Raw genomic sequence first — 13,951 nt, 5'->3', positions numbered from 1 at the left:
GGCAGCTTAAGTAATCTAATGTAGTGACTATGGATACTAGTTATAAACCACAAGAAGTAGAAGAACAGGCCCAGCAATACTGGCATAAGAAGCAATGCTTTAATGTCACTGAAGACTTGAACAAAGAAAAGTTTTATTGCTTGTCCATGTTCCCTTATCCAAGCGGAACGCTCCATATGGGCCATGTGAGGAATTACACTCTTGGCGATGTAATTGCAAGATACCAGCGTGCTTTAGGCAAGAATGTTCTTCAGCCCATTGGCTGGGATGCTTTTGGCCTTCCAGCAGAAAACGCGGCAATTAAACACGGAATTCACCCTGCTGAATGGACTAAGAAAAATATTGCAGCAATGAAAGAGCAATTCCTGCGCCTTGGGAATGCCTATGACTGGAAACGTGAAATAGCAACCTGTGATCCGGATTACTATCGCTGGGAGCAATGGTTTTTTATTAAGCTTTATGAAAAAGGTTTAGTTTACAAAAAGAATGCTGTGGTCAACTGGGATCCTGTTGATCAGACTGTTCTGGCTAATGAGCAAGTAGTCGATGGGCGCGGCTGGCGTTCCGGAGCGCTTGTCGAACGGCGTGAAATTTCTCAATGGTTCATTAAAATCACTGCCTATGCCGATGAACTTCTTAAAGATTTGGATACGCTTGAAGAATGGCCAGCACAGGTCAAGCAAATGCAGCGTAACTGGATTGGCCGTTCCGAGGGCTGCGAGATTGGCTTTCAGGTTAATGAGTATCCCAAACGACTCAAAATTTACACTACTCGGCCTGACACCCTGATGGGCGTCACCTATCTCGCCGTAGCCCCTGATCATCCCCTGGCTAAAGAGGCAGCCAATCAGGATCCCGCAGTTCGCGAGTTCATTGACAGCTGTCAGGGGATCCGCATGGCGGAGGCTGATCTGGCAACTATGGAGAAGAAAGGGATTGCAACCCGCTTCTCAGCAGCTCATCCTGTTACTGGAGAAAGTATTCCCGTCTGGATTGCCAATTTTGTATTGATGCAATACGGCTCAGGTGCCGTCATGGCTGTTCCAGCACATGATCAGCGTGACTGGGAGTTTGCCAATAAATATAACTTACCGATTAAGGAAGTGATAAAGCCGCTTGGCGAGGTCACTCATAATTATGATAAATCAGCCTTTACAGAAGAAGGTGAATTAATTAATTCCGGCGAATTCACTGGTCTGACTTCTTCCCAGGCTGTAAGCACTATTGCTAATTACCTGGAAAGCAGGGATTTGGGTAAAGTTACGGTTAATTACCGTTTGCGCGATTGGGGCGTTTCTCGTCAGCGTTATTGGGGAACTCCTATTCCCATGATTTTCTGTGAAGAATGCGGCATTGTTCCCGTTGCCGAGCAAGATCTCCCGGTAACACTGCCGGATGATATTGAATTTACAGGAAGTGGCTCACCTCTGGCGCAGTCAGCAAAATTCTTACAAACACGCTGCCCTAAATGCGGTCAGGATGCAACACGAGAGACCGATACTTTCGATACCTTTATCGAGTCTTCATGGTATTACGCGCGCTTTGCCTGCAAAGGACAAGACAATGCTATGCTGGATGATCGCGCTAAATACTGGACTCCCGTAGATCAGTACATTGGGGGCATTGAACACGCCGTTATGCATCTTTTGTATGCCCGATTTTTCCATAAACTGATGCGCGATGAAGGCCTGGTTAATTCTGATGAGCCTTTTAAAGCTCTGCTGACTCAGGGAATGGTATTAAAAGATGGCCATAAAATGTCAAAGTCATTGGGTAACGTGGTCGACCCCAATCACTTGATTAATACTTATGGCGCGGATACCGCACGTCTTTTTGTCATGTTCGCAGCGCCTCCCGAGCAATCATTAGAATGGTCTGATACCGCAGTGGAAGGAGCTCATCGCTTTTTGAAGCGGGTCTGGGCTTTCGCTCACAAAAATCAGCAGCTGTTTACTGAAGTTAATAACGCGATTGGCAATGGTAATGGGCATGTCGATTGGCAGCAGGCTGATAACAGATTAAAAAAATCACGCCTGACTGTAAATCAAGTCCTGGCTCAGGCTTCTAATGACTATGAGAAACAACAATTTAATACCGTTGTTTCTGGTTGCATGAAATTGTTTAATGAGATTTCTGATTATTCAATAGAAACCGAACATGACAAATATTTCATTCATGCCAGCATGAGTATTTTATTGCGTTTACTCGCACCTATTACGCCTCACATCTGCCATCATTTATGGCAGCAACTGGGTTATGAAAAAGCAATCATTGACGCCTCCTGGCCCAAAGTCGACAAAAGTGCATTAAAAACCGATCAGGTTGATTTTATTGTTCAGGTGAATGGCAAATTAAGAGCGCAATTTACCGCTCCGAGCGATGCCTCCGAACAGGAATTGATTGAAACAGCAACCAGGGAGGCTCATGCCTTTGTTGAGGGCAAAAGCATTAAAAAAGCGATAGTTGTTGCTCACCGTCAACTGATCAATCTGGTGGTTTAGTTAATGTTTAAACGCTACTTCCTCGCAGTATTCATCATCTTGTTAGCAGGATGTGGTTTCAAGCTGCGCGGAACTTATGAAATACCGTCCTGGTTTAATAATGTGGCATTAATAAACCAGGGGGCACAACCTGACCTGCATTTGCAATTAAAGGATCAGCTCCAATCCTATGGCATACACGTTCTTCCATCTGCCAAAGGTTCTTCATTTATGTTGATTCTCGAAAAAGATACCATTCAGGAACAAATAACCAGTGTCGGAGCCAGTACCACGCCTCGTCAATATCAGCTCATTTATACCGCAGTCTATTCTCTGATCAAAACAAATGGCGAACCCTTGCTTTCTTCAAATCAGGTTACTGTAACCCGCCAACTCACAGTAAATAACAACAGAATTTTAGGGTCCAATGCGGAGGAGACGCTTATATACAGTGAAATGCGCCGTGATGCAGCCATGCAAATTATGAACCGAATTAATCGCAAGCTAAACTAATTTCATGTTAAATAAACTAAACCACCTGAATTTACCAGCGCCAGACAAATTTCTTCCCGTATATTTAATAACCGGACAAGAGCCATTTCAAGTAAACCACTATGCGAGAGTGTTAATATCCGCCTGGCAAACACGGCATAAAGAGGATTGCGACATAAAAATACTGCAAATCAATGCAGCAGCCGACTGGACTATGCTACGGGAAGAGGCAAACAATTTCTCACTGTTTAGCAGTATGATGATTCTCGATGTACGCTATGATAAAAAAACACTGGATTCTGCTGGCAAACAGTTTCTTGAAACCTATTTATCCTCTCCTAACCCTAAATGTCTTCTAGTCCTTCGGGCACCCGATCTGACGCTAAAAACCCTTCAATTTATAAGTAGTCATCCGGCTATTATGATTATTGCTGCAAGCCCAATGAGTGCTAATAGCTGTAAGGAATGGATAGCTTCGCAGCTTAAGCAATACTCGATTGACTTTGATGAAGCTATTCCTGCGCTTATTTATCAATATAATGAAAATAATCTTCCAGCCTGCGCTCAGGTATTAGAAAAAATCAAATTAATTGCAGAAGCCAATACGCGATTGACATTGAAGGATGTAGAGGAGCACTTGCACAATCAATGCGAGTTTTTAAGTTTTGAGCTGGCAGACGCTTGTCTATTAGCCAATCAGGCCAAGGCCCTCCTCCTTCTCAGGCAATCCAGTCAAAATAAGACCGAACCCAGCTTAATCTTATGGATATTAAGCCAGGAAATTCGACTGCTTATTCAATTGAAGCATAAAACAGCACACTGCTCATTTCGCGATGCAGCTTCACAGCTAAAGATTTGGTCCACAAAGCTAGGCAACTATCAAACGGCAATCAAGCGTTTTGAAGTTGCATTTCTGGTTCAGTTGTTAAACCAATGCGAGCTTTTAGACAAAAAAATTAAAAACGCTAACCAACCCGGTCAAATCTGGCGTAGTCTTGAGATAATAGCAATAGCTTTATGCACAGGGAGAAAGGCAGGCTATCTTGGATAATGTATTAATATTTGGGGGGACCTTTGATCCTGTACACAAGGGGCATTTGGGCATAGCAGAAAATGTTCAGCAGCACTTCCACTTTCAGCGCTTTATTTTTTTACCCTGTAAATTACCCTTGTTAAAGCAAAGCGCGACAGCTTCCCCTACCCAACGGCTAAAGATGTTGGAACTTGCTCTGGCTGATTATCCTCTTTCCTGTCATTTTGAAATTGACGAGCGTGAGATTAATCGCCCATCGCCATCCTATACGGTTACAACACTCGAGAGTTACCGCGAGGAAGTGGGAGAAAATGTCGCTTTGACTCTGCTGATGGGGATGGACAGTTTCCATCAGTTACCGCAATGGCATCAATGGACCCGGATTTTGGAGTTAGCAAATATTCTGGTAATAAAACGGCCTGATATCAGCCCAAGCGAGAGTAGCAATCTGATGGAATCGCTTTCCAGACACCTGACTAAAAGAGAGGTGGATCTGAAAAATACCGCACAAGGGGTTATTTATTTTTTTGATGCCGGCGCCTATCCCATTTCCTCTACCGAAATTCGGAGAAACTCTTTATTGAACTCTGAAAATATGCCTGAATCAGTGCTTGAGTTTATTACTCAGAATAAGCTTTATCTCTGACTGTACATAAACTCTAAAGCGCACCAAAATTGATTAATGTTTAATCTTTATGTTACAATTGGTGACAACTTATGAATTTGTTAACCTTATGACTCGAATTGTTTTTTACGGTCATGCTTCATTTGCTACAACGTCCACTGACTGTACAATCCCGACAGACACCAGCCTTACCATTTACTGCTCACCAGGTAGTTTATTGAATCAGGACGTTTCTAACGCCTTAGCTAACGGAGAACTTCTTACAGCAGAAGATATTTCCGTATCGAAAGCAACCTGGTATTTTATAAAAAATGGACTGAAGCCAACAGACAAACCCGGCCATAATAGCTTTGACACCTATCCTTTAATTTTAAAAGCGGGTGATAATGTGCCCGATTACGTGCTCTCTTATGCTGATATTCCAGCTATGAATCCTCCTTTAAACCAGGTTCCTACCCAGGTAGTACAGGTAAGAAAAAAAACCTCGCTCTCTCAGCTGCTAAATCAATATAAAGGCCAGGATCTTCATTGGGGCGCTTGCGGATTTGCTCAGAATTTTGAAGACATACGTGCAGTTGGATATGGCTATGCTTTTTCCTTAAAACCTGACTCAGCGCTGAAAAATAATTACCAGCCCCCTAAACCAAGCGAAGAAGAAAAGAAGATTCAACGGCTCAAACGATTTAGTTCTTTTTTTACTGTACCGGACGAACCTGATTACCAAGCGAATCGTTCCAACAAAAAAACCCGTTATACTACTGGTAAAAATTTTAGTCCATCAGAATCCAAACAGCCGGGCTGCAGTTAAAATTGACACAATAGTCTCCTTCTCAGCTAGTTAAGCGGACGTTCCTTTTTACAAGCATGTATACGGTGGGTAAGCCACAGTACTAGTAGAAGCTTAAAAAGCGGTTTTTTATGATTCAAAAAAGCGCTGTTTGGAAGTTTATTTAATGCTTCCACGCTTCTTCTTTTTTCTCTTTATAATCCTCAAACGCTTTAATCAAACCTGATAACACTTCAGCACTTGTTTCAAACATGGCTTTACACTGTGGCTCATCAATTAGTTTAATGTCTTTTCGCAGATGGTCCACCTGATCTTTAAATGCTTGCTGCATCTTATTGACATGATGTAAGACATTCTCATTGTTCGCAGTCATTCCAGGCTCCTGACATTCTTTAATAACAGTATAGACGGCGCTTTAGATGAGTGAACCGGAAAGATATAAGCTTTGAAAAACTACCAAAGCTTATATCTGAAATCTTAAGCTTGAGACAACTCGAAGTCGGATGGAAAATCAGCGAGGCTGTTTGTTTGATCCAGCGATTTAGCCTGATTAATTAAATCGGGTACCTTGCTGGAAATCCAGTCGACTACGGGAGTGAACTTGGAGTAAAGGCGTGATTGGCTGACATATTCTTCCTGCGGGAGAGAGGTCATACGAATAACCACGATAATTAATGAGACAATAAAAACGCCGCGTATAAAACCAAATCCCATTCCTAATAATCGATCGGTGCCACTCAACCCGGAGCGTTTTAAGATAAAACCAAGGAGCGCATTAATAATACCACCTACAATTACTGTTGCAGTTAAGACAATAATGAAGGAGGCAATTTTAATAACTGTTTGATCCTGGATATAATTTCCTAACCAGGGGTATAAAACAGAAGAGTAATTGTATGCAAGCCAAATAGCCACTATCCAAACGGAAAGGGCTATTAATTCTTTCAGAAAACCACGGAATAAACCCGTGATAACTGAAAGACCTATTATAAGTATGATGGCGATATCAACCCAGTACCATTGCATCTTTAGCTGATTCCTGTTGTAGGTACGACAAATCCATTTATCTGCATCGCGCTAGCCAGCTGTGTTCTTAGCTTCAGAGCCTGATCTTTCTGATTCATTTGTCCAACCAGTACTTTATACGCAATCCCGTTTTTGCTTTGGACTTTGTTATAGGAAGCCTGAAAACCTTTACTTTTTAGTTTATTGACCAATGCGATTGCATTCTTTTGCTGTACAAATAGTGCAACCTGAACTGAGTAAGCTGTTTTGCCAGGAAGAGCTTTGGTCACAGGCGCTTTGGCCAATTGCTGAGTCTTTGCCACCGGCTTAGCCTGGGCTTTAGCTGCTGGAAGCGACTTGCTGGCTACAATAGTTTTTGGCAGTTCTTTTGCAGGAATCGCAGCGGGTATACTGGCCAAAGGCTTTTTCTGTCCAAGAGCGACTCGTTTTACATCTTCATTTGATGCCGCATGTGAAGAATAGGATACGCTATTGTGTTGAGCCAGCTCTGCGGGTGGATTGCTCATCACGTCTGCTTTATCTTCCTGCGCGCGGGCTTCTTTCAGAGCATCAGGATTATCAATCTGAGCACTGGCATAGTCTATTGTTTTTGTGCCATTAACCGGACTTAAGGGCTCCGCTTTGGCAATAGTCGCAGCAGGTTGATAATCTTCGTTAGCCGTTGGAATGTCTACATGAGCCACTTTAACTGATTTAAACATGGTTTCCTCATCAGATGCAGTGACCTGAGGAAGCACCGGCTTTGGAGGCAGCTTGATTGAAATACTTGAGGGCCCTTCCAGGCGCTGGCTAGATTTTTTCATAATCGCGGGAGCAAAAATGGCTCCTAAAGAGATAATTACAGCAAGTCCAATAAGTCTGTGCTTAATACGCTCGTCCATTACTAATGTCATAGTAACTCCTCCAGGTAAGAATCAGATACTGCATTTAAAACAGCACCTACCAGAATAAAAGATCCGAAGGCAATAATTAAATCGCCTGCTTTTGCCTGCCGGAATGCCGCTTTATAAGCTTCTTCAGGGCTACTAAAATAGCCTTTTGTTTGCTCGATATTCTCAGGCAGCTCTTTTAATAATTGTTCTGCAACACAGGCGCGCTTACTCTCAAGCCTTGCAGGATACCAATAATTAACCAAAGGTAAAAGTGGCTCGACTATTCCTTTTATGTCTTTATCATTTAAAGCAGAAAAAACCGCATGAATATTACCATGTATTTTTTGCTGCGTCACAAATTCTGCCAAAAATCTTGCAGATTGCGGATTGTGCGCCACGTCTAAAAGGAGCCTCTTCTCGTTTTGTTCAATCATTTGTAAACGGGCGGGCAAATGAACACTTTTAATGGAAATTGCAATGTTCTTATCTTCTACCGGTAATTTTTCGCTTAGAATTTTCGACGCGATGACTGCGGCTACCACAGAATCTGGATGTAAATGGGGCTTGGGTAACTGAAGTAACTGTTTTCGAAAATTAATCTCGAGAATATCATCTGCAATTTTATACGAATAATCCTGGCCATTAATCAATACTGGTTTAGCGACATCGATTGCTCTTTTTAAAACTGAGGCAGGCAAATCGGAAGCAGCTCCTATAAATGCCCTGTTGGTACGAAGAATCCCTGCTTTCTCTGTTCCAATAGCCTCGAGGCTTGTTCCAAGATATTCCTGATGATCAAAATCGACTGTGGTAATAATAGCCAAATCATTATCGATAATATTGGTAGCATCCAGTCTTCCACCTAATCCCACCTCTAAAACTACCAGATCAAGATCATGCTGTTCAAAATGCAATAAGGCAGCGAGTGTCGCCGTTTCAAAGAAGGTCAGTGCGGTATCTTTTCTTGCAAAATCAATAAGTTCAAAATAATTTTCAAGTTGTTCGTCTTCAATCGCCTTTCTATTAATCCGGATCCTTTCGTTAAAAGCAATCAAATGCGGTGAAGTATAGACACCGACGCGATATCCTGAGTTGGAATATATTTCTTCAAGAGTAGCTACAACGCTGCCCTTGCCATTGGTCCCCGCGACTGTTATAACGGTTGGCGCAGGCCTTAATAAAGCCAATTCCTCAGCAACACGTTTAATACGGCTCAAGCCTAGCTGGATTTCCTGCACATGCCGGTTTTCCAGCTCACTCAGCCATTGCTTTAACGTTTTCCCGCTCTTTTTCATGATCTTACAAGTTACGGTGCGACAGCTTGGCAATTAACTCAGCGATTGTGGGTCGAAGCGCCTTTCTGTCAACTACCATATCAATATGACCATGCTCAAGCAAAAACTCACTGCGCTGGAAGCCTTCAGGCAAGGTTTGCCGAACTGTCTGCTCAATGACTCGAGGACCAGCAAAGCCGATAAGCGCATTGGGTTCAGCAATTATGATATCACCAAGACTGGCAAAACTTGCTGAAACCCCGCCTAGTGTAGGATCTGTCAGTACCACTATAAATGGCAGATTGGTTTCGGAAAATCTGGCCAGAGCTGCTGAGGTTTTAGCCATTTGCATTAGGGAAAACAAGCCTTCCTGCATTCTGGCGCCACCGCTTGCGGTAAAGCAGAGATAGGGCTTTCTTTCTTTAGTTGCCAATAAGACGCCACGTACAAACTTCTCCCCCACCGTAGCACCCATAGAGCCGCCAATGAAGTTAAATTCAAAGGCGCTTGCGATGACAGGCTGTCCCATAACGCTGCCTTTGGCAAGTAATAAAGCTTCTTTCTCGCCTGTTGCTTTTTGCGCCTGGACAATACGATCTTTATATTTCTTTGAGTCCTTAAACTTCAGTCGATCGATTGGCTCCAGATGAGCAGCTACTTCCTCAATACTGCCCTCATCTAAAAACTGTTGCAGACGCTGACGCGCAGTCAGGCGATGATGATGATTGCAATTGGGGCATACAGAGAGGTTCTTGATTAGCTCGGTACTATAAAGAACAGAGTTACATCCAAGGCATTTTACCCATAAACCTTCGGGCACGCCTTTTTTCTGTGATGCTTCTGTTCTGACTTTAGAAGGTAATAATTTTTTTAGCCAACTCATAGATAAGAATCCGTGGATTGAATTTGACGCGCAACAGTATAACCTGATTTTTTATCTGAGGCTTGTTTTATTCACTCTATTGTTCGCATTTAATTAATGAACAATATTCTGGCTCGGCTGATTATCGTCAAATTGTTTGTTTTTTCTACACACCATGAATTTTAAATAAAATTTTCCCTTTTTTCTCGCATTTTTTAAAATAAAGTGCTACGCCCCCTAAAGTTTTTTTGTTTCTATCCGATAACTAAAGTGGGTACGGTGAATTCAAGGGTCGAATTCCCGGTAATAATATAATCCCCAATCCAGGGATTCAGGCACGAGGAGATTTTGGTCATGACTCAAGTGATTAATACTAACGTGATGTCATTAAATTCCCAAAGGAGTTTAAATGTATCACAAAAAGGCATGCAGACAGCCATTCAACGTCTTTCATCCGGTCTACGCATTAACAGCGCTAAAGACGATGCTGCCGGACTGGCCATTTCTGAAAGAATGACATCACAAATCAGGGGTATGAACCAGGCAATACGAAATGCGAATGATGGTATATCATTGGCTCAGACTGCAGAAGGTGCAATGCAGGAAACGACCAATATCTTACAACGTATGCGCGAACTATCACTGCAATCAGCTAACTCATCGAATAACTCTGGCGACCGTCAGGCTATTCAGGAGGAAGTCGTTCAGTTACAAAGCGAGCTCGATCGAATTGCTTTAAACACTGAGTTCAATGGTCAGAGAATCCTGGATGGCTCTTTTTCCAGCGCCAGTTTTCAGGTAGGTGCCAACGCTAATCAGACGATTAACTTTGCCATCGGAAGTATTAAAGCCTCATCTATTGGCGGTATCGCTACTCAGAGTGGAACTGAGGTGTCCAACGCCGCGTCAACTGATATAACCATAGCCATTGGCGGCGGTGCGGCTACAACCATCAACTCCAGTGCCGGATTTACAGGCAATGCCCAGCAGGATGCTACTTCAGCCTATGCTAAAGCAGCAGCTATCAATGATGCTGGAATCGCCGGTTTGTCTATAAGTGCCAATACCTCAGGAACTCAGACAGTGGGCGCAATTGGTGGTACAGCAGGTGATACCTATAACCTGTCTGTCAATGGCGTAGCAGTATTTACAAACCAGGACGTTGCAACTGCCTTATCCAACACGGCGCTTCGTGATGCGATCAATGGCGTGAGCAATCAGACAGGTGTTATTGCCAGTTTAAATGGTGGTGATCTGACCTTAACCGCGGCAGATGGTCGTAATATTGATATCACTGAAAGCGGTACCGGTTTCACAGCTGGTACTGACGGTATCAGTGTTACCGGCGGCGATTTTGATGGTACGTTGCGCGGCAGTCTGACTATAAGTGCAACTAATAGCATCTCTATTGGCGGAACCGTGGCTACATTGGGCTTAAATGCTGCTATCGCCAAAGATGCCCTAGGAGTAGACACCATCGATGTGGGTACTGCTGCCGGTGCGCAATCCGCTATATTACGACTGGATTCAGCCTTAAGCTCCGTGAACTCTAATCGCGCTGCAATGGGTGCCTTGCAAAACCGATTTGAATCAACTATCTCCAATCTGGCAAACGTTGCTGAAAACCTCTCTGGTGCAAGAAGCCGAATCCAGGATGCGGATTTTGCCGCTGAAACGGCTAACTTAACCCGAGCCCAGATTCTGCAACAAGCTGGAACTGCGATGCTGGCACAGGCTAACAGCCTGCCACAATCTGTACTGTCCTTACTTGGCAGATAATAGTACTACCAGCCTGCTCTCTGATGGGAGCAGGCTATTTAAGCTATATCCTTCCTGTATTCGATTAAGTGGGAGGTCGAAATGAAGATTGAATCAAATAATATTAAGTCCAATTCATTGGAACAGGACTCAAATGGTATCCATGAGAATATTAAAGTCGGCTCTCAACCCTTTTCATCCAGTCCATTGAGCACGGCGCAAAGTAAACAGGCCATTGATAAAGCAACCGGCGTTCTTCAAACCATCGTAACAGAGAAATTATCAGATAAAGTCATACGGAAAATGCCGCCTGATGAATATTTGAAACTTCTAAGCCTGGTTGATGAAATGATTAGCGGCTCTATTGATAAAAAAGTGTAACTGGGTTGCAATATGAATCTGATTAGATATTAAGGACAATAACGTGTCAGGAATAAGTTCGCCAGGAGTTGGCTCAGGTTTGGACATTAAATCAATTGTTGAGGCGCTGGTAAAAGCGGAAATTACCCCCGCTAAAAACAGAATTGATCGACATGAAGCGGATCTTGTCGCTGAGCTTTCGGCTCTTGGGCAAGTGAAAAGCGCGCTCAGCAAATTGCAAAGCAGCCTGATAAAACTTGGCGATTTAAAACAATTTCATTCATTGAAAACTACCTTAAGTGATCCGAATGCTTTACAGGCCACTATTGGCGATTATGCTATTGATGGTCATTATGATATTGAGATTACCCAGTTAGCCGCCAAACAAAACCTCGCTTCCGGAGCCTTTGCCAACGCATCCTCTCCTGTCGGTCAGGGATCATTGACGATTGAGTTTGGAAGTTACAGCAATGATCTCAGCAGTTTTACCCTGAATGCTGATAAAGACCCGCTGGTTATTACTATTGGCGCAGGTCAAAGCAGTCTTGTTGCGATTCGCGATGCGATTAATAACAGTGACAGCGGCGTGCAGGCAGCCATTGTTCAGGACAGTCAGGGCGCTCGGCTGACTTTAAGCAGCCCTTCGACCGGCAAGTCTTATGAAATGCGAATTACTGTAAATGATGTTGATGGAAATAACACCAACGGCGCGGGCTTGTCAGCACTGGCCTATGATCCGACAAACGGTGTTAACTCAATGCTTCAAACTGCCGAGGCAAAAGACAGCCAATTCAAAATCAATGGTTTACTACTCACTGAAAGCAGTAACCGAATTGAAAACGCGATTGCAGGCGTCACTCTGGATTTGAAAAAAGCTCAGCCTGGAACACTTATTTCGCTCGGTGTTGAGGCGAATCGGGCACAAACTACCTCATTAATCAGGGAGTTTGTTAAACAGTTCAATGACAGCATGAACAGTCTTAATAATTTAACCAGCTACGATCCGAATACAAAAAAAGCAGGCAGCCTGCAGGGTGATACGGGAATAAGAAATCTAAAATTTTCATTGTCAGCATTGGTCAGCGATGTCAATCAGGATACCTCTTCCCCGCTTAAAACCCTGGCTGATCTGGGTATTAAAACAACAAAAAGCGGCTTGCTTGAGATTAATGAAGACCAGTTAACCAAGGCACTGGACACGCACTACGAATCCATTGGAGCCTTTTTCGCCAAGTCGGCGAAGGCTTCCGATAGCAATGTGAAAATCAGCCTGGTTGGTGCTGATGTCAAGGCCGGAACCTATGCGTTAACGATTGACTCCTTCAATCCAGGGGTTAGTTTAAGCGGCACCATCGGCGGTTTGATTGCGACATCCTCAAATGGGTTAACACTAAAAGGCAGCGGCGCTTATAAAAATCTTTCGGTTGATATCACCGGCGGTGGGATTGGCGCAAGAGGAAATATTACCGTAACCAATGGCCTGGCGGTGAAATTTAATGATCTGATTGAACAATTGCTCGATGACAAGGGCAGTCTAGTTGATCGCACCAGCAGTCTGAATAATCAAATTGAACGAATTGCCGAGGATCGCGTTCAACTCGATTACCGTACGCAGGAGCTTGGTAAACGCTATCTGAAACAATTTACAGCCCTTGATGGTTTATTATCTCAGATGCAAAGCACCAGCAATTTCTTAAGCCAGCAGCTGGCCAATCTGCCCCAATTGACCTTGAACAAGAGATGATTATGAAAAACAGGTATGAACAAGCAATTAATCAATACAAATCAATCGACTTACAGACCCGAATAGAATCGGCAAACCCTCATGAATTAATCAATCTCCTATTGCAAGGTGCCCGCTCGCATATCGCGACAGCTCAGGGCCATATCCAGCGGCAGCAAATCAGTGAGAAAGGTGAGCATATTTCCAGAGCTATCAGCATTCTCGATGGTTTAAGAACAAGTCTTGATCACGAACAAGGTGGAGATATTGCGGTTAATCTTGATCAACTATATGACTATATTCAGCAGATTCTGTTGAAAGCTAATCTTCATAGCGATTCAGAACTGTTAGCCGAGGCAAATTCGCTGTTGGCAACAATCCACCAGGCATGGATGGAAATGCCAGGAATTGGAGCTAAGGAATAAAACCATGTGGCGGAAGGACGTCATACCGAGCACAGCTTCCACGTCATCCCGAGCATAGCTTTCACGTCATCCCGCACACAGCTTTTACGTCATCCCGAGCACAGGTTTCACGTCATCCCGAGCTGAATGATCCCCACGAAAATTACCATTTTCTGCTCAATTCATTTTGAATGATTTGAGCAAGTGGTTCATCGTGGAATTTAAGATACTTAAATCCATCATGCTCAATAATTA

The 13,951-nt window shown here is 43.5% G+C and carries 14 protein-coding genes; 9 read left to right on the top strand and 5 right to left on the bottom strand.

The window, feature by feature from the left end:
• The first annotated feature begins 29 nt into the window (after window positions 1-29).
• The 5 genes from leuS to E1O89_RS10695 are packed head-to-tail and all read left to right on the top strand — an operon-like array spanning window position 30 to window position 5,438.
• Window positions 30-2,501, top strand: coding sequence for a leucine--tRNA ligase (leuS, locus tag E1O89_RS10715; RefSeq protein WP_133140153.1), 2,472 nt, complete (start codon window positions 30-32; stop codon window positions 2,499-2,501).
• A gap of 3 nt (window positions 2,502-2,504) precedes the next feature.
• Window positions 2,505-2,993 carry an LPS assembly lipoprotein LptE gene (lptE, locus tag E1O89_RS10710; protein ID WP_133140152.1) on the top strand — a complete coding sequence of 163 codons (489 nt, stop codon included), beginning with the start codon at window positions 2,505-2,507 and terminating at the stop codon, window positions 2,991-2,993.
• 4 nt (window positions 2,994-2,997) lie between these two features.
• Window positions 2,998-4,023, top strand: a complete 1,026-nt coding sequence (holA, locus tag E1O89_RS10705) for a DNA polymerase III subunit delta (RefSeq protein WP_133140151.1) — start codon at window positions 2,998-3,000, stop codon at window positions 4,021-4,023.
• Window positions 4,016-4,651, top strand: coding sequence for a nicotinate-nucleotide adenylyltransferase (gene nadD / locus E1O89_RS10700; RefSeq protein WP_165483134.1), 636 nt, complete (start codon window positions 4,016-4,018; stop codon window positions 4,649-4,651). Before holA ends, nadD begins: the two co-directional genes overlap by 8 nt.
• 49 nt (window positions 4,652-4,700) lie before the next feature.
• Window positions 4,701-5,438, top strand: a complete 738-nt coding sequence (locus E1O89_RS10695; RefSeq protein ID WP_165483133.1) for a putative adhesin — start codon at window positions 4,701-4,703, stop codon at window positions 5,436-5,438.
• 142 nt (window positions 5,439-5,580) lie between these two features.
• Here the strand turns inward: E1O89_RS10695 and E1O89_RS10690 are convergent, their stop codons facing one another.
• The 5 genes from E1O89_RS10690 to accD form a co-directional block, all read right to left on the bottom strand.
• The gene (locus E1O89_RS10690; protein ID WP_133140148.1) at window positions 5,581-5,790 is read right to left on the bottom strand and encodes a hypothetical protein; all 210 of its coding nucleotides are present in this window, start codon (window positions 5,788-5,790) and stop codon (window positions 5,581-5,583) included.
• A gap of 104 nt (window positions 5,791-5,894) precedes the next feature.
• Complete coding sequence (locus tag E1O89_RS10685; RefSeq protein ID WP_133140147.1) at window positions 5,895-6,443, bottom strand: CvpA family protein; 549 nt, start codon at window positions 6,441-6,443, stop codon at window positions 5,895-5,897.
• Window positions 6,444-6,445: 2 nt separating this feature from the next.
• Window positions 6,446-7,336: an SPOR domain-containing protein gene (locus E1O89_RS10680; protein WP_133140146.1), complete on the bottom strand. Its 891-nt coding sequence runs from the start codon at window positions 7,334-7,336 to the stop codon at window positions 6,446-6,448.
• The gene (folC, locus tag E1O89_RS10675; protein ID WP_133140145.1) at window positions 7,333-8,610 is read right to left on the bottom strand and encodes a bifunctional tetrahydrofolate synthase/dihydrofolate synthase; all 1,278 of its coding nucleotides are present in this window, start codon (window positions 8,608-8,610) and stop codon (window positions 7,333-7,335) included. Before folC ends, E1O89_RS10680 begins: the two co-directional genes overlap by 4 nt.
• Window positions 8,611-8,614: 4 nt before the next feature.
• Complete coding sequence (gene accD / locus E1O89_RS10670) at window positions 8,615-9,472, bottom strand: acetyl-CoA carboxylase, carboxyltransferase subunit beta (RefSeq protein WP_133140144.1); 858 nt, start codon at window positions 9,470-9,472, stop codon at window positions 8,615-8,617.
• Window positions 9,473-9,805: 333 nt separating this feature from the next.
• On the opposite strand from accD, the gene E1O89_RS10665 reads away from it, so the two are divergent.
• From E1O89_RS10665 to fliS, 4 genes are all read left to right on the top strand, one after another.
• A complete protein-coding gene (locus tag E1O89_RS10665) occupies window positions 9,806-11,230 on the top strand; it encodes a flagellin (RefSeq protein ID WP_133140143.1) in 1,425 nt (474 codons plus the stop codon).
• A gap of 81 nt (window positions 11,231-11,311) precedes the next feature.
• On the top strand, window positions 11,312-11,590 hold the full coding sequence (locus E1O89_RS10660; protein WP_112219659.1) for a hypothetical protein: 279 nt from the start codon (window positions 11,312-11,314) through the stop codon (window positions 11,588-11,590).
• Between the two features lie 43 nt (window positions 11,591-11,633).
• Complete coding sequence (fliD, locus tag E1O89_RS10655; protein WP_133140142.1) at window positions 11,634-13,313, top strand: flagellar filament capping protein FliD; 1,680 nt, start codon at window positions 11,634-11,636, stop codon at window positions 13,311-13,313.
• Complete coding sequence (gene fliS / locus E1O89_RS10650; protein ID WP_187347035.1) at window positions 13,310-13,717, top strand: flagellar export chaperone FliS; 408 nt, start codon at window positions 13,310-13,312, stop codon at window positions 13,715-13,717. The genes fliD and fliS overlap by 4 nt, the downstream gene beginning before the upstream one ends.
• Window positions 13,718-13,951 lie beyond the last annotated feature (234 nt).

Source organism: Legionella genomosp. 1 (assembly GCF_900640215.1).
In the GTDB taxonomy this organism is placed as follows: domain Bacteria; phylum Pseudomonadota; class Gammaproteobacteria; order Legionellales; family Legionellaceae; genus Legionella_C; species Legionella_C quinlivanii_A.
This window is presented reverse-complemented; position numbering and strand designations above follow the sequence as displayed.